The sequence below is a fragment of the Xylophilus sp. PBN-3R genome (genome assembly GCF_057747805.1).
The window spans coordinates 1,140,922-1,162,133 of record NZ_CM173225.1; the positions used below are offsets into that span (position 1 = coordinate 1,140,922).

Annotated in this window: 17 protein-coding genes; 7 read left to right on the plus strand and 10 right to left on the minus strand. The window is 67.1% G+C overall.

The window, feature by feature from the left end; translation table 11 throughout:
* The first annotated feature begins 3 nt into the window (after window positions 1–3).
* The gene (locus tag AC3ANW_RS05200) at window positions 4–2,409 is read left to right on the plus strand and encodes a TonB-dependent siderophore receptor (RefSeq protein WP_488344142.1); all 2,406 of its coding nucleotides are present in this window, start codon (window positions 4–6) and stop codon (window positions 2,407–2,409) included.
* A gap of 14 nt (window positions 2,410–2,423) precedes the next feature.
* Window positions 2,424–4,865, plus strand: a complete 2,442-nt coding sequence (locus tag AC3ANW_RS05205) for a PepSY domain-containing protein (RefSeq protein WP_488344143.1) — start codon at window positions 2,424–2,426, stop codon at window positions 4,863–4,865.
* Between the two features lie 3 nt (window positions 4,866–4,868).
* Here AC3ANW_RS05205 and AC3ANW_RS05210 read toward each other — a convergent pair whose 3' ends face one another.
* The 7 genes from AC3ANW_RS05210 to AC3ANW_RS05240 all read right to left on the minus strand — a co-directional run bounded on the left by AC3ANW_RS05210 (window position 4,869) and on the right by AC3ANW_RS05240 (window position 13,282).
* Window positions 4,869–5,441: a hypothetical protein gene (locus AC3ANW_RS05210; protein ID WP_488344144.1), complete on the minus strand. Its 573-nt coding sequence runs from the start codon at window positions 5,439–5,441 to the stop codon at window positions 4,869–4,871.
* Window positions 5,442–5,448: 7 nt separating this feature from the next.
* Window positions 5,449–7,908: a fimbria/pilus outer membrane usher protein gene (locus tag AC3ANW_RS05215; RefSeq protein WP_488344145.1), complete on the minus strand. Its 2,460-nt coding sequence runs from the start codon at window positions 7,906–7,908 to the stop codon at window positions 5,449–5,451.
* A 42-nt stretch (window positions 7,909–7,950) separates the two neighbouring features.
* Window positions 7,951–8,682 carry a fimbria/pilus periplasmic chaperone gene (locus tag AC3ANW_RS05220; protein ID WP_488344146.1) on the minus strand — a complete coding sequence of 244 codons (732 nt, stop codon included), beginning with the start codon at window positions 8,680–8,682 and terminating at the stop codon, window positions 7,951–7,953.
* Window positions 8,682–9,377, minus strand: a complete 696-nt coding sequence (locus AC3ANW_RS05225; protein ID WP_488344147.1) for a DUF1120 domain-containing protein — start codon at window positions 9,375–9,377, stop codon at window positions 8,682–8,684. Before AC3ANW_RS05225 ends, AC3ANW_RS05220 begins: the two co-directional genes overlap by 1 nt.
* 102 nt (window positions 9,378–9,479) lie before the next feature.
* Window positions 9,480–10,190 (minus strand): response regulator transcription factor, encoded by a 711-nt coding sequence (locus tag AC3ANW_RS05230; RefSeq protein WP_488344148.1) that lies wholly within the window; start codon window positions 10,188–10,190, stop codon window positions 9,480–9,482.
* Window positions 10,191–10,343: 153 nt separating this feature from the next.
* Window positions 10,344–12,413 carry a molybdopterin-containing oxidoreductase family protein gene (locus AC3ANW_RS05235; protein WP_488344149.1) on the minus strand — a complete coding sequence of 690 codons (2,070 nt, stop codon included), beginning with the start codon at window positions 12,411–12,413 and terminating at the stop codon, window positions 10,344–10,346.
* Window positions 12,414–12,454: 41 nt separating this feature from the next.
* Entirely contained in the window at window positions 12,455–13,282 is an 828-nt protein-coding gene (locus AC3ANW_RS05240; protein WP_488344150.1) for an IclR family transcriptional regulator, read from the minus strand.
* Window positions 13,283–13,388: 106 nt separating this feature from the next.
* Between AC3ANW_RS05240 and AC3ANW_RS05245 the strand changes: the two genes are divergently transcribed.
* From AC3ANW_RS05245 to AC3ANW_RS05260, 4 genes are read left to right on the plus strand one after another with little or no spacing between them, the layout of a single operon-like run.
* Entirely contained in the window at window positions 13,389–14,390 is a 1,002-nt protein-coding gene (locus AC3ANW_RS05245; protein WP_488344151.1) for a Bug family tripartite tricarboxylate transporter substrate binding protein, read from the plus strand.
* 28 nt (window positions 14,391–14,418) lie between these two features.
* On the plus strand, window positions 14,419–15,936 hold the full coding sequence (locus AC3ANW_RS05250) for a class I adenylate-forming enzyme family protein (RefSeq protein ID WP_488344152.1): 1,518 nt from the start codon (window positions 14,419–14,421) through the stop codon (window positions 15,934–15,936).
* A gap of 28 nt (window positions 15,937–15,964) precedes the next feature.
* Window positions 15,965–16,774, plus strand: coding sequence for a citryl-CoA lyase (locus AC3ANW_RS05255; RefSeq protein ID WP_488344153.1), 810 nt, complete (start codon window positions 15,965–15,967; stop codon window positions 16,772–16,774).
* The gene (locus AC3ANW_RS05260; protein ID WP_488344154.1) at window positions 16,774–17,592 is read left to right on the plus strand and encodes an SDR family NAD(P)-dependent oxidoreductase; all 819 of its coding nucleotides are present in this window, start codon (window positions 16,774–16,776) and stop codon (window positions 17,590–17,592) included. Before AC3ANW_RS05255 ends, AC3ANW_RS05260 begins: the two co-directional genes overlap by 1 nt.
* A gap of 22 nt (window positions 17,593–17,614) precedes the next feature.
* Here AC3ANW_RS05260 and AC3ANW_RS05265 read toward each other — a convergent pair whose 3' ends face one another.
* Complete coding sequence (locus AC3ANW_RS05265) at window positions 17,615–18,787, minus strand: acyl-CoA dehydrogenase family protein (protein ID WP_488344155.1); 1,173 nt, start codon at window positions 18,785–18,787, stop codon at window positions 17,615–17,617.
* A 102-nt stretch (window positions 18,788–18,889) separates the two neighbouring features.
* Here AC3ANW_RS05265 and AC3ANW_RS05270 point away from each other — a divergent pair, with 102 nt between their 5' ends.
* Window positions 18,890–19,645 (plus strand): IclR family transcriptional regulator, encoded by a 756-nt coding sequence (locus AC3ANW_RS05270; protein ID WP_488344156.1) that lies wholly within the window; start codon window positions 18,890–18,892, stop codon window positions 19,643–19,645.
* A 7-nt stretch (window positions 19,646–19,652) separates the two neighbouring features.
* Here AC3ANW_RS05270 and AC3ANW_RS05275 read toward each other — a convergent pair whose 3' ends face one another.
* Together AC3ANW_RS05275 and AC3ANW_RS05280 are read right to left on the minus strand one after the other, a co-directional pair.
* Window positions 19,653–20,345: a type 1 glutamine amidotransferase domain-containing protein gene (locus AC3ANW_RS05275; RefSeq protein WP_488344157.1), complete on the minus strand. Its 693-nt coding sequence runs from the start codon at window positions 20,343–20,345 to the stop codon at window positions 19,653–19,655.
* A gap of 87 nt (window positions 20,346–20,432) precedes the next feature.
* Complete coding sequence (locus tag AC3ANW_RS05280) at window positions 20,433–21,041, minus strand: TetR/AcrR family transcriptional regulator (protein WP_488344158.1); 609 nt, start codon at window positions 21,039–21,041, stop codon at window positions 20,433–20,435.
* Between the last annotated feature and the right edge of the window lie 171 nt (window positions 21,042–21,212).

Genomic DNA, 21,212 nt, shown 5'->3' on the forward strand with positions numbered 1-21,212 from the left:
GCCGTGGCCGCGCCGCGTCTTGTCCCATGGCTGATCGCGGCCCTGGCCGCCTTCGCCGCGACGCCGTCGATGGCGGCCGGGCCGGCGCGCAGTTATGCGGTCGAGCCCGGTTCGCTGGCCTCGGTGCTGGGACGGTTCGCCGCCGCCGCCGGTGTGGCTCTGTCGTTCGATGCCGCTGCCACCCTGGGCCTGAAGTCCGGCGGCCTGGCGGGCAGCTACACGGTCGAGGCCGGTTTCGCGCGGCTGCTGGACGGCTCGGGCCTGCAAGCGGTGGACAGCGGCAATGGCGAATTCATCCTGCGTGCGGCCGTCCGTCCGATGGCGGCGGCCACCCTGCAGACCGTGCAGGTGACCGGTGAGGCCGCCGGCCTGCCTGCACCGGTCGAGGCCGGCGACAGCTACCGGCCCATGCCCGGTGCCAGCACCCTGCGTTCGACCCTGCCCATGCTCGAAGTGCCGCAGGTCGTCAACGTGGTACCCGCCCAGGTGATCCGGGACCAGCGGCCGCGCTACATCGACGAAGCGCTGGTCAACGTCAGCGGCATCACCCAGGGCAACACCCTGGCCGGAACGCAGGACACGCTGATGAAACGCGGGTTCGGCGGCAACCGCGACGGGTCGATCATGCACAACGGCATGCCGCTGGTGCAGGGCCGCGGCCTCAATGCGGCAGCCGAAAGCCTGGAGGTGGTCAAGGGGCCGGCGTCGGTGCTGTACGGGATCATGGATCCGGGCGGTGTCGTCAACGTCATCAGCAAACGGCCGCAAATGGTCCGGCGGACCCAGGTGTCGCTGCTGGGATCCGGTTACGCGCATGGCCGCAATGGCGGCGGGCTGACGCTGGACACCACCGGCCCCATCGCTGAAGGCGGCATGGCCTGGCGCCTGGTGCTGGACCATGTGGACGAGGATTCCTGGCGCAACTTCGGCAAGCGCCGCGAGACCCTTTTCGCACCCTCGCTGGCCTGGTATGGCGACGACACCCAGGCGGTGCTGTCGTATGAATTCCGGCGCTTCGTGAGCCCCTTCGACCGCGGCACCGCCATCGACCCGCGAACCGGCAGGCCGCTGGCCATCTCGCCCCGCACCCGGCTCGACGACCCCTTCAACGAGATGCGCGGCGAGAGCCACTTGGCACAGCTGGCCATCGACCACCGCCTGGCCGACGGCTGGAAGGCGCATGTCGGCATGAGCCACAACCGCGAGACCTACGACGCCGAGCAACTGCGCATCACCGCCATCGACAGCGGCACCGGCGTGGTGAGCCGCAGCAACGACGCCACCCACGGCTCGCTCAGCACCGACAGCTACGGCATCGCCTGGCTGGCGGGCAGGCTGCAACTCGCCGGCCTGCGCCACGACCTGCAGCTGGGGGCCGATGCCGAATACCGCGAGTTCTACCGGGCCGACCTGCTGCGCCAGGCCACCACCGCCGGCTTCAATTACCTGGACCCGAGCTACGGCCGAGAGCGGTTGTCGACCACCGTGTCGGCTGCCGACAGCGACCAGAACGACCAGTTGCACGACCGGTCGCTGTTCGCCCAGGACGCCGTACACCTCGGCGACCGATGGACCGCGGTGTGGGGACTGCGTTACCAGCGCTGGCGCCAGGTGGCGGGCCGGGGCCGTCCTTTCGTCACCAACACCGACACCGAAGGCTCGAAGCTGCTGCCGCGCCTCGGCCTGGTCTGGCAGTGGACGCCCGTCGCCTCGCTTTACGCCAGCTACAGCCGGTCGGTGAAACCCACATCCACCATCGCGCCGCTTTCCAGCGGCGTGGTCATCGATTCGGGCATCGCGCCGGAGCAGGCGAGGGGGTGGGAGTTCGGGGCCAGATACGACCGGCCGGACCAGCTCAGCGCCACGCTGGCGCTGTTCGACATCGACAAGAAGAACGTGCTTGTGTCGCAGTTCAACGATGTGACCAAACTCACCGACTACCGAACCGCCGGCGCCGCCCGGTCGCGCGGAATGGAGCTGGACGTCACGGGCCGGATCGATGCCCGCTGGAGCGCCATCGGCAGCCTGGCCTGGATCGACGCCAGGACCACCGTCGACCCGATGTACGCCGGCAACCGCCTGGCCAACGTGGCCCGCCGGACCGCATCCGCATACCTCGTCTACGCCGTGCCGGAAGGCTTGGCGGGCGGAAGGCTGCGACTGGGCGGCGGCGCGCATCACGTGGGTCGGCGCGCCGGTGATTCGGCCAACAGTTTCGGGCTGCCCGGCTATACCGTGGCCGATGTTTTCGCCGCGTACGACACCCGCATCGGCGGGCGGGGGGTGAAGTTCCAGCTCAACCTCAGGAACCTGTTCGACAAGGTGTACTACCCGTCGGCAGTCAACACCTACGGCATTGCGCTGGGCGACGCGCGGCAGCTTTCCTTATTGACCACACTCGAGTTCTGAATGTCGGCTTCCGAATGAAAAATCTTCCCTCTTTCCGCCAGGTGTGGTTTCAGTTGCACTGGTTCTTCGGCATCACCGCCGGCACCGTGCTGATCCTCATCGGCCTGAGCGGCGCGGTACTGACGTTTCGTGAAGAGATCGCCGACGCCGTCACGCCCGGGGGCCGACACGTGCCGGTGGCGGGCGCGCCGCTGAGCGCGCCGGCATTGGCCGAAGCGGTCGGAGAGCGGTTCGGGCATCGACCGGTCGGCACCATCACCCTGTTCGCCGAGCCCGGCCACGGCGCGCGGGTGATCTTCGCGCCGCCGCCCGGCCAACGTCGCGGCGAAACCGTCTGGGTGAATCCCTACACCGCCGAAGCATTGCCGCATCTGCGCGCCGAGCCCTTCATGGAATGGGTCGAGAGCCTGCACCGCTGGCTGCTGCTGCCGCGTGAGGACGGCCGGGTGGTGAGCGGCATGCTGGCGGCATCGTTGCTGCTGTTGTCGCTCTCGGGCCTGTACCTGCGCTGGCCGCGCCGGCCGCTCAGCTGGCGCGCCTGGTTCACCTTCGACACCGGTTCGAAGGGCCGTTCATTCCTGTGGGGCTTGCATTCGGTGGCGGGCACCCTTGCACTGGTGGTGTATGTGATGTTCACGACCACCGGCCTTTACTGGGCCTACGACTGGATCCGCGACCCCGTCGACCGCGCCGCCGGCGACCCGCGGCCGCCGCGCCAGCCGGCCAGGCCGAAGTCGGCCGAAGACAAACCGAAACCCGCCAGCCCGGCTCCGGCCATCGCGCCGGCCTGGTCGGCTTTCGACCGCATCGCCCAGGCGGATGGCGGCTGGCAGGACGTCGTCGTGCGCATGCCCACACCGGGCGCGAAAAGCGTCCTGTTCACCTGGCGCGGCCACGATCCGGCGCACGAACGTGCCCGCAACCGCCTGACGGTGTCACTCGACGGCGCCACGGTTTCGGAAGACGACCGCTACGAGGCGCGGCCGGCCGGCAAACGGGCGCTGACGGTGATCTACCCGCTGCACCTGGGCACCTATTTCGGGCTGCCCGGCCGCATCGTGAACCTGCTGGCGGCGCTGATGCTGCCGCTGTTCGCCGTCACCGGCTGGATGCTGTACCTGGACCGACGCCGCAAGAAACGCGAGATCGCGCGCCAGCAGGCCGCGCTGGCGGACGCTGCCCCGGGCAAACGGCCTGCCTCGGGCGACAGCGTGCTGGTGTCTTTCGCCAGCCAGTCGGGCACCGCCCAGGGGATCGCCTTGCGCACCGCCGCGTTGCTGCAATCGGCCGGCGTGCCGGTTACCTTGCTGCCCTTCGCCGAACTCGACGCCGACCGGCTGCGCCATTTCCATCGCCTGCTGCTGGTGGCCGCCACCTTCGGCGAAGGCGAGGCGCCCGACAACGCCCGCAGCGCGGCGCGGCGCCTGATCTGCCAGCCCGCGCCGTTGCTCAACCACCTGCAGTACGGACTGCTGGCGCTGGGAGACCGCCATTACGAGAAGTTCTGCGGTTTCGGCCATGCGCTGGACCACGCCCTGGAATCGGCCGGCGCCCAGCGCCTGTTCCCGATGATCGAGGTGGACGACAACGACGCCGCCGCCATCGAACACTGGCGGCTGGCGGTGGGTTCGCTGGCCGGCGGTGCCGCGCTGGCCGATGCAGCGGCCTTCCTGGGTGGCGCGGCCGAACCGCTGGTGGCGTGGCGTCTCCATGAGCGTGAACTGCTCAACCCGGGCAGCCAGGGCGACCCGCTCTACCGCATCGACCTGCTGCCGCCGGCAGGCCTCGAACCGCACTGGCTGGCCGGCGCGCTGGTCGAGATACTGCCCGGCCAGGCGAACCAGGCGGCCGACTTGCCCGCCACCCGCCGTTATTCCGTCGCATCGTTGCCGGCGGACGGGCTGTTGCGCCTGTTTGTCCGGCAGGTCCGCCACGACGGCGGGCTGGGCCTGGCGTCGGGCTGGCTGACCGCCCATGCGCCGCCGGGCGCCGACATCGATCTGCGGCTGCTGGATAACCCGGCCTTCGAGCCCTGCCATGACGACTGCCCGGCCATCTTCATCGGCAATGGCTCGGGCTGGGCCGGCCTGCGCAGCCATCTGCTGGCGCGCATCGCCGCAGGCCGGCACCGCAACTGGCTGCTGTTCGGCGAACGGCAGCGCGCGTACGACGCCTTCTGTGCCGATGAACTGGCCGGCTGGCAATCGGCCGGAAAACTGGAAGCGGTGGATCTGGTGTTTTCTCGTGACCAGGCCGAGCGCCGTTATGTGCAGGACCGTCTGCGCGAGTGCGCCGCACGACTGCACGAATGGCTCGAGGCCGGCGCCTGCCTGTATGTGTGCGGCAGCCTGCAGGGGATGGCGGCCGGTGTGGATTCGGCGCTGGCCGACATCCTCGGCCAACAGGCGCTGGACGACCTGATCGCCGCCGGGCGTTATCGCCGCGACGTGTATTGAGCATCAGGGCGGCAGCCACGAAAAGCGCGGCGAGAACATGAAACGTGTGGCAGTGGATGCGGCGAACCCCTGCCGCACCACGCCGCTGACTTGCAGGGTGACCGAAAAATGCCGGCGGTCGAACTGAGGCGGCAGGTTTTTCAGGTCGAGTTCGACCACGCTGTCCTGTACCAGCGGCAGGGGGCCTGGAACCGGTGCTTCCGGTCTTCCGGCCAGGCTGACGGCGACTGGCTGGCCACCGACCGATGCCGCCAGCACCACCAGGCGCACCCGCCCCGAGCCGGTGGGCGTCGCGTCCCACGACAGCATGCCCGTACCGTCGGGCCGCAGGCCATCGACAGCCAGCCGCAGGCGGCCGGGCGCGCGGTCGCACAGGCCCGACACCTGGGTCGTCGCCTGGCCCAGCAGGCGCCAGCCGTCGAGCCCATCGGCCGGCAGCGCAGCGGTATGACGGTCGCCCAGGGAGAGACTGGCGGGCGCCAGCACCAGGTCGCAAGCCGCATGGCCGGACAGGGGCCAGGCCAGATACAGCGCCAGCAGGGTGGCGCGCACGGCCGTGTCGCCGGTCTTCGGCATCCGCCTCTCAGGGCAGGTCATCGGTCTCCCCGGTCAGGTTCCGGCACACCGCCGTGGCTTCCTCGAAGAAGTCGCCTGCGCGTCGCGGCTGCAGGCTGATTTCCTGCCAGCTGCAATCGGTTCGCGGCGCGCGGGCCAGCCGGAAACGCTGCGGCGGCTCCTGCACCACCAGCAGGGCCCGGCCCTGCTGGTCGAGCGTGGTGACGAATCGCTCGCCGTCATACACCGCCGGCCGTCCGGTGGGCGCGCGGCCCTGTTCGTCGGTCACCGTCAGCAGCAGCCGGCGCACGCGGCGCACCTCCATGTCGAAGTCGAGCACTGCGCCACGCGCCACGCGAGCCACGATCAGGCCGCGGCCGATGTCCACGCCGGGCGGTACAGAACGGGCCGCGATTTCCAGCCGCGAATCGGAAAAGGCCATCAGCGCCGGCGCGGCGGCCAGCCCGCCGGGGCCGGACCACACCGGCCCGGACGGTGTATCGATCCGCAGGCCGGCGACATCGCCCAGGCGGATCAGGCCGTAGCTGTCCTGGGTGTCGAAGGGCGACGCGGCCACTCCGGCTGCAGTGGCGACCAGGCTTCCGCGCATCTCGCCGTAACGCGATTCGTCGTGTTCGCCCTGGGTGACGGCCAGCGTCAGGGCGGTGTAGCGCGGCAACACGCTGGCGGTCAGAGACCGGCTGGTTTCCACCGGCCCGGCGCGGTTGGAAATGCGGTCCACCGAAGCCCGGTAGCCGATGTTTTCGTTGATCGCCTGCGCGAATGCGGTGCCTTGCTGGAGGCTCCCGGCGGTGCTGCGCCGATAGGCTTCGGCCACCATGCCCGGACCCAGCGCCACCGACAGGGTGACATAGGCCGAAGTGCCCGTCTGGCGAGCCGGCCCCTGCGCCAGGGCCGCGGCGGAATCCACGACCCGTGTGGCGTTGCGGCTCAGTCCCGCCTGCAGCGAAACAGGCCCCCAGCGCCCGCCCCAGCCGATCGAATGGAAACGCTGGGGTGCGGCCGTGAAGTAGTCCTCGTGCGTGAAGGAGAGCGCCAGGCCCCGGACCCAGCCATCGGAAAAAGTGAACTGCAGGCTGGCCTGGGACCGCACTCCGTCACTGGAAACCGGGGCGGCGACCGGTGTGGCGGTTTGCTGCACCACCCGGAATGCGGCGTTGCGGCGCTGGGTCGAAATGCCGGCGTCCAGCCAGTGGGTCAGCACGATAGAGGCGCCTATCGCCATTTGTTCGCCCTGCTGCGCGGCCCGGCCGTCATGCGACAGGGTCAGCTGACCGAACAGACGGGCGGTGTCGTTCGCACGCCAGCGCAGGGCAAGCGCCGACGACCGGTATCCGCCGGCCCACAGCGCACCGGATTCCAGGTCCAGGTCGGGCCGCAATTGCAGGCCGAACGAAACCATGGCCACCGCAGTTTGCTCGACCGGCCGGATTTCGGGCGGCGCCCACAGGCGGCCCAGGGCGAGGCTGTAGCCTTCGGTGACCGCCGGGTCGCCGTTCAGCATCAGCGAAGACGCGGGCACCACCGTCAGGCGTTCGATGCCGGAAGCGTCGACCACCTTCATCTCCAGGTCGGAACGGATGTCGGGCTGGGGATAGTCGTCCAGCACGAAAGGCCCGCCCGGCACATAGGTGGTGTGGATCAGCAGGCCCCGCTGGCGCAGTTCGACCCGTGAACGGCCGATGGCCACACCGTCGATCGCCGGGCGTTTGCGTGACAGCAGGCCGCGCTCCGGAAACCACTGCAGGCCGGTCAGCGGAATGCCGGCATACAGCGGCACCGCACTGCCGATACGGCCGATCTGCAAGGTGCCGGCCACCGCCGGAAAGGTTTTCTGCAGATAGGCGCCCTGCCACTGGCTGCGGTCCTGTCCGTCGACGACGCTGTGGGCCAGGCGGCTGCGCAACAGCCATTCGTCCAGGTTCAGGCCGAACTGGGTGTCGAGGTAACGGCTGCTGCTGCGCGGCTGGCCGTCGCCGGAGCGTTCGAGCGCATAGGCGCGGTAGTTGACGAAACCGCCGGCGCCGCCGCGAACCAGCGGAGGCGCGGGCCGACCGCTGCGAACCCACTGTGCCGGGCCGGAGATTTCGATCGTCGCCAGCGAAGGGCGAAGGTCTGTCTGGAATCCTTGTTGGAGCAGCCGGCGGTCCTGGCAGGGCTCGGGCGCAGCTTCGACGTCGAGCGGCAGGTCGATGCCGGCCCATTGCAGGAAATCGGTGGATATACAGCTTTCGCCATTGCCGTCGAACAGCAGCAATCTTTTACCTCGATCCATTCCATTCACCCGGACTTCGACCAGTTGTTCGCCCGGCTGGAAATGCGGCGCGCGTGCAAAATAAATGGCGATATCTGCTGCCAGTCCGCGTTGCCGGAGAATATCGGGGTCGAACCAGGTGCCCGTGGGCGGTGCTTCCGCGGCCAGCGCCGTCAAACCTGAAAGACAGCCCCAACCCAGGGTCGTCACCATTCGGCCTGCCGGCCACCGCAATATCATTGAAGGCCATCCGGATCAGGGTCGGCGGGCCGAAACGGGAATATCGTAGGGCGTTGCCATATAACCCCAGGGCGAAGCCGGATGGATGGTGAGGCTTGTCAAGGCTCGCTGCGGGTCATGGTTCTGGTAGCTCACTTCGATCTTTTGCAGGGGCATGATGTAATTCTGCTGCAAGTCGTTTATCTGGATATGGTTGCCCGGTCCGCCACTCAGGCCGGATTGCAGCCGGACCACGAATGCGCTGGGGTTCCACAATTCGAGCAGATGCGGGCCGGTGATGGTGGCCTTCAATTTCTTCCAGGGTTCGATATCCTGTTCCAGACCGGCCGGTGAAATAATGACCGGAATGATCTGTCGAACGTTGATACGCACCTGCGAACTGTCGAACGATCCATGCCCCGTATCGCGTCCCGGAATACCTTCGAAGGAAATGCGTTTCATATGCTGGACCGAAAGCGGCGTCGCCGGCTTCTGCATCAAAAATCGCACCACCTGGTTTCCACCGGCCTCGATCCGCGCGACACTGGGCATCGCAAAAATGCCGATGTTCGAATCTCCGCTCAATTCGATGATCTCGACATTCAGCAGCATCGGAATATCTTCGGTGTTACGCACCGCCATTTGTGCGATGCCGTCGGATTCCGATATGAACAAGACCGTCGATTCCGGCTGTACACCGGTGCCGGCGGCCGGGCCGGCACACACCGCAAGCAGCAGAAACGCAGCGGTACCAACCTGCAGCGGCATCAGAGATAAAGAATGTTCAGGGTGGCTGCGCCGTCGAGTTTGATTTCGGTGGTGGCGGCATCGATGACCGCCTTGAGCAGGTAGGGCTGAATGACCAGATTACCCAGCACGGCGGTGATGGGCGGTGGGGTGGTTTCGCCGCCGCCCACCTTGAAAGCCAATGTGTAAGACGGATTGAACAGTACCGTATCGGGTGAACCCGAGACCGATGTCCAGCTGCCGGTGGAACCGACCGTGCGTTTCAGGAAACCGAGCGGCACGCCGGGCACCGCACCACCCGGGCTGGTGGAAATCTTCAGCTGCGAGAAGTCGATGGAGTAGGCGCCGATTTTCGCGTTGCTGGTCGCCGCCAGGCCGAGGCCGAAATAGAAGGAGTCGTTGGAGCCGATGAGACCCCTGGTGGCCGCCTTGGCATCGGTCCACTGCAGGGCGATGGGCAGGGCCGCATCGCACAGGATGTTCAGTGGAACCGATTTGGTGGGCGGCAAGTACGAATTGACCTCCGTGGGATACGCCATCACCGTGCTTTTGGCCAGCGTGCCGAAATCGGCCACGGCGGTGGCTGCACCGCCCAGCGTGAGTGCGCAGGCCGAAGGCAACACGCTGCCGATGACGGTCAGGCCCGCACTGGAAGCCGCATGGGCTGCAAAACCGGAACAGGCGGCAAGCAGCGCGAGGGTATTGCGGAAGTACATGTATTTCTCCAGTTGGTCCCGCGGGGTGCACCGCAGGAATCTATATTCTGCTTTTCAAAAGACCATCCGGTACTGGAGTGCGAGATTTGTTCAGGCCTGGGTTTACTGGACGGCTTCCAGCCGGTAGCCATATCCATAGATGGTAATCAGGCGCATGCTGTGGCTGCCTTCCAGCATGAGTTTTCCGCGCAGGCGGTAGATATGGCTGTCGAGCGCACGGGAATTCGATTCCTGTGAGCTGACACCGCTGTATTCGAGAAGATGTGCCCGTGACAGTGCCGAACCCAGGTGTTCGAACAATGCCATGGCGAGCCGGAATTCGCGGCCGGTGAGTATGACCAGATGCTCCGCCGTATCGGTCTTGATGCTCACGCTGGTCTTGGCGCGGTCGAATGTCCAATTGCCGAAGACGACCCGGGTGCGATAGGTGTTGCGGCCCGCCCGGCGCAGCAGGCGCGATACCCGGGCGCAGAATTCGGAAGGGCGCACCGGAGTGATGGCATAGTCGTCGGCACCGCTGCCCAGGGCGACGACCACGTCGCCCTCGCTCAGCAAGGACGACAGCATCATCACCGGCGTTTCACTTTTCTGGAAGTTGCGCAGCCACAGCAATAAATCGATGCCGGGCAGGTCCGGCATATTCCAGGAGAGTATCAAAAGGTCATAGGTGTCGCGCCGCAACGCGGTGCGCAGCCTTTCGCCGGAGGTGAATGATTCGAATACCAGGGTATGTTCGTACAGCTGGATGGACTTCAGCATTCGCACCATGTCGGCCGATTGTTGGACATCGTCGTCGAGTAACGCAACTTTCACGGATGTCCTTGGCCGATGGCCGAATAATGAAGTCTGCCGAGAATCCCCTGAAAATGAATTGTCGTTTGAAAAACGGTCGAATCGAGGCTATTTCACCTGTCGAATAAACCATCACCTCTGATTACGGCTGCCTGGAATCCAGGTGGCATTTCACTAAATTGCCGCGACCTGTACCGCGCAATCGTAGAAGGTGGGGCCGCGGCCCATGTCGGTGAGGCGCTGGCTGGTGAGCTGGTTGACGTTGGTGCCGTCCGGACTGAACTTGCGCCACCAGATGCCCAGGCCGTGGACCACGCCGGGCCGGGCGCGGCGCGAGACTTCCGCGCGGCAGCGGTGTTCGCCGCGTTCGTTGAACACCCGCACCATGCATCCGTGGGTGATGCCGCGGCTCGCGGCGTCGTCGGCATGGATCTCCAGCAGGGGTTCGCCTTCCATCGCCCGAAGCGTCTTCACGTTGACAAAGGTCGAGTTCAGGAAATTGCGTGCCGGCGGAGAGATCATGGCGAGCGGGTAGTCGGCCGATGCACCGGCCGGCTCGTGGTTGGGCAGGTAGTCGGGCAGGCCGTCCATGCCTTGCCGCGCCAGCCTTTCACTGTAGAACTCGCACTTGCCGGACGGCGTCGGGAAACCGCCTTCGGCAAACGGCGCATCGGCGAAACGCATCGAGGCGAATCCGCGCGACTGCAGCTGCCGATGGTCGATGGCGTCGGGCTTGAAGGCTGCCTGCGTGAGGGCCTCGTCCGAGTCGCTGAAACAGGGTTCGGTGAAACCCATGCGCCGCGCCAGTTCACGGAATACCCAGGTGTTGCTGCGGGCCTGGCCGCGCGGCGCCACCGCCGGCCGGTTGAGCATCACGTCGGTATGGCCGTAGCTGGTGTGGATGTCCCAGTGTTCGATCTGCGTGGTGGCGGGCAGCAGGTAGTCGGCGTAGTCGGCGGTATCGGTCTGGAACTGTTCCAGCACCACGGTGAACAGGTCTTCGCGGGCAAAACCGGCGGCCACGCTGGCCGAATCGGGTGCCACCGCCACCGGGTTGCTGTTGTAGACCACGATGGCCCGGATCGGCGGGCCGCCGGCCAGCGCGGTGGCGTCGCCGGCCAGGGCGTCGCCGATGACACTCATGTTGACGACGCGCGGCCGGCGGCCGGCCAGCAGGTCGGCGCGCTGCAAGGCTGCGCGGTCGGCGGTGAAGTGGTTCGACGCGCTCATCAGCAGGCCACCGGCGCGATGCCGCCAGGCGCCGGTCAGGGCCGGCAGGCAGCAGATGGCGCGCACCGCATTGCCGCCGCCGCGGGCACGCTGCACGCCGTAGTTGAGGCGGATGGCGGATACCGCGGTGGTGCCGTAGTCGCGCGCCAGCGCCACGACCTGTGCTTCCGGCAGGCCGCACACTGCTGCCGCGCGGGCCGGCGGCCATTGCAGCGCACGTTCGCGCAGGGCGTCCCAGCCGAGCGTGTGGCGTTCGATGTAGTCGTGGTCGAGCCAGTCGTTGACGATCAGCTGGTGCATCAGCGCCAGGGCCAGGGCGGCGTCGGTGCCGGGCAGCAGGGCCAGGTGTTCGTCGCATTTGTCGGCGGTCTCGGTGCGGCGCGGGTCGATGCAGACGACCCGCGCGCCGGCCCGCTTGGCGGTCTGCACATGGCGCCAGAAATGCAGGTTGCTGCCGATCGAATTGCTGCCCCAGATGACGATCAGTTTCGACTCCGCGAAGTTTTCGACGCGGGTGCCCAGCTTGCCGCCGAGCGTGTAGGCCAGGCCTTCACCGCCCGCCGACGAACAGATGGTGCGGTCCAGCAGCGATGCGCCCAGCTTGTGGAAGAAACGCCGGTCCATCGACTCGCCCTGCACCAGGCCCATGGTGCCGGCGTAGCTGTACGGCTGGATGGATTCCGTGTCTTCGATGGCTTGGAGCCGGGCGGCGATGTCGTCCAGCGCCTCGTCCCAGCTCACTTCCTCGAACCGGCCTTCACCCTTGGCTCCGACCCGGCGCAGCGGCACGGTGAGGCGTTCGGGGTGGTTGCAGCGTTCGAGGTAACGCGACACCTTGGTGCACAGCACGCCGCCGGTGTGGGGATGGTCGGGGTTGCCCTGCAGCCTGACGGCCACGCCGTCCTGCACGGTGGTGACGAATCCGCAGGTGTCGGGGCAGTCGTGCGGGCAGGCGCCGAGGACTTGGTGGGCGGGGGACGAAGTCGCGGGCGCTTGCACGGTGCTGGTCGACATGGCTTGGTTTCTGGCGGGGCGGTGGGGATGGGTATTTTCCCTCAGGGCTTGGAGCGTCCGGTGCGGAATTCGGCTTCGAGCGCCGAACGCATCTGCCGCACGATGAGCTGTTGCCGCTGGCGCGGCATGCGGTCTTCGGGTGCTGCCACGCTGATGCCGGCGACCGGGGTGCCGTCGGCCGCACGCACTGCCAGGCCCACGCCCAGCGTGCCGGCGATGACATGGTTGCCGACCACCGACCAGCCACGTTCACGGGTCGCGGCCACCAGGATGTCCATCCGCCCGGGTGTCATGCCGCCATAACGGGGCAGGGCCCGGGCGTTGCCGGCCACCACCGCCGCCGATTCGTCTGCGGGCAGGGCGGCCAGCAGCGCCAGGCCAGCGGCACCGACACCCAGCGGCTGGCGCCGGCCGACCTCGACCACCAGCATCTGCATCGGATGGGTGCCGATCTGCCGGGCGATGCAATGCGACTGGCCGGCCTCGCGCACCACCGCGAAGGCAGGTTCGCCGCAGGCCGCGGCCACCCGCGCCAGCACCGCCTGCAGGCGGGCCGCCATGTCGTCGGCCACCGGCTGCTGCAACCAGGCGCTGCCGACCCGCGGGCCGGGACCGTAGAACCAGCGGCCGCGCTGCGCGACATAACCGCTGTCGACCAGCGTGGCCAGCAGCCGGTAGACGGTCGCCCGTTGCAGCCCGCATGCGCGACAGATTTCAGCCACCCGAACGCCGTCCAGGCGGTGCTGGATCACGGTGTCCAGCACCGCCAGGCCGCGCTGCAGGCTGCGGTTGCCGGCATCGGCGCTGCCGGCACATTCGGTTAGATCGTCCGGCAGGCGGACGTTCGGGCTGGCGGGCGACGAGGGCATGGCGAAGAATCGTTTTCGGGTCGACGGATGGTCGCGATTTTTCGCCGTCGGCGCTTTTTGCGCCACCCGGTCGGGCCCTGATAACAAAACGACGGAGACAGACGACATGAAGACATCCCGCTTCTCGCTGCGCCGGGGCCTGCTCGCCCTGGTCGCCTGCACCGCAGTGGCACCCCTGGCCGGCCACGCCCAGCCCGGCGGAGGCTGGCCGACCAAGCCGGTAAAACTGGTCGTCGGTTATGCGGCCGGCGGCGCCACCGACGTGATCGCCCGGCTGCTGGCCATCAAGCTCGGCGAGCAGATGGGCCAGCCTTTCCTGGTCGACAACCGGGCCGGCGCCAACAGCAACGTCGGCGCCGACATCGTGGCCCACTCGCCGCCGGACGGCACCACGTTCTACCTGTTCACCATCGCCAACACCATCAACGCGACGCTGTACGACAAGCTCAACTTCGATGCGCAGAAGGACTTCGAGCCGGTCGGCCTGATCGCCCGGGTGCCGAACATCCTGGTGGTCAACCCCAGGCTGCCCATCCGCACGTTGGCGGAATACCTGAAGTTCGCCGCCGACTCGCCCAACGGCATCACCTTCGCATCGTCGGGCAGCGGGTCTTCCATCCACCTTTCGGGCGAGATGTTCAAGATGGTCAGCAAGGCCAACATGCTGCACGTGCCCTACCGCGGCAGTGCGCCGGCGGTGACCGACCTGCTGGGCGGCCAGGTGCAGTCGATGTTCGACAACACACCATCGTCGCTGCCCCATGTGCAGGGCGGCCGGCTGCGCGCCATCGCCATCACCAGTGCACAACGTTCGCCGCTGTTGCCGGATGTGCCGACCATCGCCGAATCGGGCATTCCGGGCATGGCCGGATTCGACGTGCAGTCGTGGTTCGGCGTCGCGGCGCCCGCGGGCACACCCCGGCCGGTCATTGAAAGATTCAACGCCGAGATCAACCGGGCGCTGGCGCTGCCGGACGTGCGCAAGCGCCTGGAAGAACTCGCCGCCACGCCCGGCCCCGGCACACCGGAGCAGTTCAAGACCCTCATCGCGTCCGAGACGAAACGCTGGCACGACGTGGTGAAGGCGTCCGGCGCAAAGGCCGAGTGAATTCCCTTTCGAACGGAGCACCGAACCCATGTTTCCCATCGACTTCTTCTGGCGCGCCGCCGAGCGCTGGCCCGACCGCCCGGCCATCGACGCACCCGAGGGCACGCTGACCTTCGCCGTCCTGGCCGAGCGGGTGCAGGCCCTGGCCGCAGGCCTGCTGGCCCTGGACCCGACACCGCAGAGCCGCGTCGGCATCTGCGCGCCCAACAGCGGCGAACACATCACCGCGCTGCTGGCGGTGCTGGCCTGCGGCAAGGTCTGGGTGCCGCTGAATCCGCGCAGCACCCGTCCGGAAATCCGCCGCATCGTGGATGCCACCGAGCCGTCGATCCTGGTGGTCGATGCGGCCTGCGCCGAGCTGCTGGAAGGCGCACCCGGCCAACATGTGCCGATCCAACCCGAAGCCTCCGGCAACGTTGCGACGGTGCCCGGCCTGATCGCCCGGCATCAGGGTGCGGCCCGACCGCCGATCGACCTGCCGGCCGATGCCACGCAGGCCATCAAGTTCACCGGCGGCACCACCGGCGCGCCCAAGGGCGTGATGCAGCCGTACCGCGCCTGGGTGGCCAACATCTGCAACCAGATCCAGGCCTGGGGTTTCGACGAACACGACCGCTACGTGATGGCCGCGCCCATTACCCACGGCACGTCGACCTACGTGCTGCCCATCCTTGCGCAGGGCGGCTGCCATGTGCTGATGGCCGACTCCGGTGCACAGGCGGTGCGGACCACCTTCCGCGAGCGCGGCGGCACCGTGTGCTTCATGCCGCCGACGCTGGTCTACATGCTGATGGCGCTGCCCGGCGTTTCGCCTGCGGACTTTCCGGCGCTGCGCCGGCTGATCTACGGCGGCGCTCCGATGCCGCCCGACAAGATCCGCCAGGTGCGCGAATTCTTCGGGCCGGTGCTCTGCACCACCTACGGCCAGACCGAGGCGCCGCAGATCCTCACCGCCATGCGGCCGGAAGACTTCGAGGACCCGGCCCGCTGGGCTTCGGTCGGCCGCATCACCTGGCTGACCGACGTCGCCATCATGGCGCCCGACGGCCGGCTGCTGCCGCGTGGCGAGGTCGGTGAAGTGGTGGCGCGCGGCGACCTGGTGATGACCGGTTACTGGCGCCTGCCCGACAAGAGCGCCGAGACCCTCGTCGACGGTTGGCTGCACACCGGCGACCGCGGCCTGCTGGACGACCGCGGTTATCTCTATCTCAAGGACCGGCTCAAGGAACTGGTCATCACCGGCGGTTTCAACGTCTATCCGATCGATGTCGAAAACGCTCTGGGCCAGCACCCCGACGTGCACGAATGCGCGGTGTTCGGCCTGCCGGACGACAAGTGGGGCGAGTCGGTCCAGGCGGCGGTGCAATTGCGGCCGGGCAGGGCGGAAGACGCTGCCGCGCTGACAGCCTTCGTCCGGGAACGGCTGGGGCCGGTGCACACACCCAAACACATCCATTTCTATGAAAGCCTGCCGCGTTCGAACGTCGGCAAGGTGCTGAAGACGGCCTTGCGCGACGACGCCCTGAAGGCCTTCGCCGCCGCCTGACACATCCAGAAAATACCAGGAGACACACATGACCCGAGACATCACCCAGGGCCCCGTCACCCGCCTGTGCACCCACACCCTCACCAGCCTGCATTACGGCGACGCCGACCTGTGCGAAGACCTGCTCGGCAAGAAGACTTTCACCGAAGTCATGCTGATGCAGATCCTCGGCCGCACGCCGCGCCCGGTGGACCTGCGCATCACCGACGCGGTGCTGATCGTGCTGATGGAACACGGCCTGACGCCCAGCGCCATCGCCACCCGGCTGATCTACATGAGCGCGCCCGAAAACCTGCAGGGCGCCGTTTCCGCGGGCCTGCTGGCGGTGGGCAGCAGCTTCGTGGGCACCATGGAGAACTGCGCCGGCCTGCTCGACCGGATCCGGGCTGCGGCGGACCCGCAGGCCGAGGCGCTGGCGATCGCCCGCCACTACAAGTCGCAGCGCAGCGCGGTGCCGGGTTTTGGCCATCACTTGCACAAACCGCTGGATCCGCGTGCCTACAAACTGCTCGAACTGGCCCGCGCCGAACCCGACCTGAAAGGCGACCAGCTGCGCGCGCTGGCGCAACTCGAGGCGGCGGTGGACGAAGTGGCCGGTCGCAAGATCACCCTCAACGCCACTGGCGCGGTCGCCGCGCTGCTAGGCGAAATCGGGGTGCCGACCAAGGTGATGCGCGGTTTCGCGGTCATCTCGCGCGCGGCGGGCCTGGTGGCGCACATCGTGGAGGAACAGCAGAGTCCTTCCGGCCGGTTCATCTGGGACACGGTGGATCAGGCCATCCCCTATGTCGGGAATGCAAGTCGCGCGGGTCACGGCGCCAAGGGAGATCACGCCTGATGAACCGCCCACCAGCATTGCCGACCGACCTGACCGGCCGCACCGTCTTCGTCGCCGGCGGCGGTTCCGCCGGACCGGGCTGGAGCATCGGCCGGGCTTCGTGTGTCACCTACGCGCGGCAGGGAGCTCGGGTCTGTGTGGCCGACCGCGATGCGGCGTCGGCCGAAGAGACCACGGCGCTCATCCGCGCCGAGGGCGGCGAAGCGGTGACGCTGGTCGGCGACGTGGCGCTGGCCGTCGACGTGCAGCGCCTGTTCGTAGAAGCGCGCGCGGCCTTCGGCCCGATCGACGTGCTGCACCACAACGTCGGCATCGGCAAGACCGGCGGCCCGATGGAAACCGGCCTGGACGACCTGGAACGCATCCACGCGGTCAATGTCGGCAGCCTGCTGCTGACCACGCAGCAGGTGCTGCCCGAAATGGCAGAACGCGGGCGCGGCGTCATCGTTGCCATATCGTCCATCGCCGGCATGCGTTACCTGGGTTATCCGCACCTGGCCTACGGGGTGACCAAGGCGGCGGTGGAGCAGTTCATCCGTCTGCTGGCGCAGCAATACGCGGGTTCGGGCATCCGGGCCAACACGGTGATCCCGGGGCTCATCGACACACCGCGCATCGCCCACACGGTGGCAAAGATGTTCGATGCCGAAGACCTCGACGCCGCGCGCGCCGCGCGCGCGAAACAGGTGCCGGTGGGTCGCATGGGCAGCGCCTGGGACGTGGCGTCCGCCTGTGCCTTCCTGGTCTCGGACGCCGCGGCCTACATCACCGGGACCGAACTGCTGGTGGACGGCGGAATCACCGGCAAGTTCGTCTGACGCTCGGCGGCGCGGCCTGGCCTCAATAGGACTTGGGCTGCCCCAGCACCCGCTCGGCGATGTGGCTCAGGATCAGTTCGGCGCTCACCGGCGCGATGCGGGTGATCATGATTTCGCGCAGGTAGCGCTCGACATGGAATTCCTTGGAATACCCCATGCCGCCATGTGTCAGCACCGCCCTTTCGCAGGCGGTGAAACCGGCCTCGGCCGCGAAGTACTTGGCAGCGTTGGCCTGGGCGCCGCATTCCCGGCCTTCGTCGTACAGCCAGGCTGCGTTGCGCACCAGCAGTTGGGCGGCTTCGAGTTCGACCCAGTTCTTCGCCAGCGGATGCTGGATCGACTGGTTCTGCCCGATGGGGCGGTCGAACACCACCCGTTCGCGGGCATAGGCAGCTGCTTTTTCCAGCGCGATGCGGCCGGTGCCGACCGCCTCGGCCGCCAGCAAAATGCGTTCGGGGTTCATGCCGTGCAGGATGTACTGGAAACCCTTGCCTTCCTCGCCGATGCGGTCCTCGACCGGAATCTCCAGGCCGTCGATGAACAGTTCGTTGGAGTCGACGCTTTTGCGGCCCATCTTCTCGATCACCCGCACGTCGACCTTGCTGCGGTCGAGGTCGGTATAGAAGAGTGAAAGCCCGTGCGACGGGCGGCCGGGCGGGAGGTCTTCCAGTGGCGTGGTGCGGGCCAGCAGCAGCATCTTGTCGGCCACCTGGGCGGTCGAGATCCATACCTTCTGGCCGTGCACCACGTACCTGTCGCCATGCCGCACCGCGCGGGTCTTCAGGCGGGTGGTGTTGAGGCCGGCATCGGGTTCGGTCACCGCGAAACACGACTTCACCTCGCCGCGTGCCATCGGCGGCAGCATGCGTTTTTTCTGTTCCTCACTACCGAAAACCACGACCGGCATCAGGCCGAAGATGTTGATGTGAACCGCGGAGCAGCCGCTCATGCAGGCGCCGGATTCGGCCACCGTCTGCATCATCAGCGCGGCTTCCTGAACGCCCAGCCCGGCGCCCCCGTAGGCCTCGGGGATGGCGATGCCCAGCCAGCCGGCTTCACCCATGGCCCGGTAGAAGGCGTGGGGAAACTCGCCATCGGTGTCGCGCTCGCGCCAGTACGACTCGGGGAAGTGGGAACACAGGTCCCTGACCGCGTTGCGGATGGACTCCTGTTCGGGGCTGAGCTCGAAATTCATGTCTTTTGTCTCGTCATTTTGTTTCTGTATGGGAATAAAGTTTGCCCACGCAGAAACCACGAGTCAAGTAAAGTGCGCCGAACCCTTGGAGCGAACCGCACCGTGACCGTCAAACAAGCCGCCAATGTCCTGGACTTGATCGAGTTCTTCGCAGCCCATCGCCGGCCGGCGACGCTGGCTGAAATCGCCCGGCATTTCGACTGGCCGCGGTCGAGTGCCTTCAAGCTGCTGGGCACGCTGGTCGAGCGTGGTTTTCTGTACGAGCCGAGAACCAAGGGCGCTTATTACCCTGCGCCGGTGCTGGCCGAATTGGCCGGCCGCATCGAAGCGGCGCAGCCCGTGCCGGCCGACCTGCATGCCTTGCTCGAAGCCTTGGTTCAGAAGACCGGCGAAACGGCGGTGCTGGCGGCGGCCAGCGGATCGCAGGCCTTGTTCCTGGATGCGGTCGAATCACCGAATGCCATCCGCTACACCGCGCAGCGCGGCAAGACGGTGCCGCTGCATGTCACGGCGACCGGCCGGGCACTGTTGTCGCAGATGAGCCCGGAAGACCGCGCGTCGGTGCTGCGCAAGGCGCGGTTCGACCGCCATACCGAGGGCACGCTGATGGATGCCTCTGCGGTCGAAGCGGAAATCGAGCGGTCGACGCTGCGGGGCTGGTTCCTGGGAAATGCCGAATTCACTCCCGGGCTGGGCGGCGTGGCAGTGGCGCTGAAGCTGCCCAGCCGGAACCTGGCGGTGCTGGTCGCGGGACCGATGTTCAGGCTGCACGAGCGGACCGATGCGCTGGCCGAATGGCTGGTCGGTGCCTGCCGCGGATACGAAGCCCGCCTCGCCGGCAAGGGAGAAGCGGGTTGATGTCCGATCAGGCCGCAGAGGCAGCCAGCTGTTCCAGCAGCACCCTGGCGGCGGCGGCCGATGAGCCCGGGTTCTGGCCGGTGATCAGCAGGCCGTCGGTCACGACGTAGGAGCCCCAGTCCGGGCCCTTCGAATAGAGGCCGCCCAGGCTGATCAGTTCGTCTTCCACCAGGAAGGGCACGATCTTCGTCAGGCCGACCGCTTCTTCCTCGGTGTTGGTGAAGCCGGTAACCTTCCTGCCGGCGACCAGCGCTTTGCCGTCGGCGGTCTTCACATGACGCAACACACCAGGTGCATGGCAGACGAGAGCCACCGGTTTGCCGGCTCCGATGAAGGACTCGATCAGGTCGATGGAATCGCGGTCCTCCGCGAGATCCCAGAGCGGACCGTGGCCACCGGGGTAGAACACGGTGTCGAAATCGGCCTGCGAGACGCTGTCCAGGCGGACCGTCGAAGCCAGCTGTGCCTGTGCCTGGGCATCGGCTTCGAAGCGGTGGGTGAATTCGGTCTGGAAGGACGGTTCGTTGCTCTTCGGGTCGAGCGGTGGCTGGCCACCCATGGGCGAGGCCAGCACGACGTCAGCACCGGCATCCTTGAAAGCGTAATAGGGCGCGGCGAGTTCCTCGAGCCAGAAACCGGTCTTGCGACCGGTGGTGCCGAGTTCGTCGTGAGAGGTGAGGACCATCAGGATTTTCTTCATTTCAATGCCTTTTGAGTTAAGTAATAGACCAGTCGTCTATAAGCTGCTTGGTAAAAACGCACCGGCTGGTGCGTGGGTGGAGGCCCGTTAGGCGGGCAGATGGAGAATCTGTCGGGTCGTGGTCAAGGCGGCCTCGAACGGTTTGCGGTTGCGCACGATCTTGACCATCACACTGGCTCCCAGCCAGAGCTGGTAGAGGCTTTCGGCGACTTGCGCCGGCTCGCCGTCGATCGACAGGGAGCCTTCGGCGACCCCGGTCTCGATGGCGCGGGCCAGGCGGGACGTGATGCCCGAGGTACCCTGCTTGAGCGCCAGGCGCATCGGTTCCGACAAATCGGCGACCTCGGCGCCCAGCTTCACGGCGAGGCATTTCCCCTGGCAGTCCAGGAAGGACTGTGTGTCCTGCCAGCCCTGCCAGTAGGTCATCAGGCGTTGCGCCATGGTCTGGCCGGGCTTGCGCAGGGTTGCGTCGATTTCGGCCAGGTAGTCGTCGAAGTAGCTGTCGAGCATCGCTTCGCCGAAGGCTTCTTTCGACGCGAAGTAGTGATAGAACGACCCCTTGGGCACACCGATGCCGGTCAGGACTTCGTTGAGGCCGACCGCCGAAAACCCCTTGCCGGCCATCAGTCGCTGGCCGGCAGCCAGGATGGCGGCGCGGGTTTCAGAGGATTCCTTGGAGATGGAAGAAGAAGGCATGGTGCGATGGTACATTAGATTAGACCAGTCGGCTAGAGCTCCTGCATTTGAGGTCGACTCGGTTGTCCAGCCAGGATGGCGGAGGTCCGGTGCTTACCTTTGAACAAACACCCGCTGGGTGCGGTTTTCTCGTCCGGATCATTTGGTCCAACGGAAAAAGCCCCTGACTCT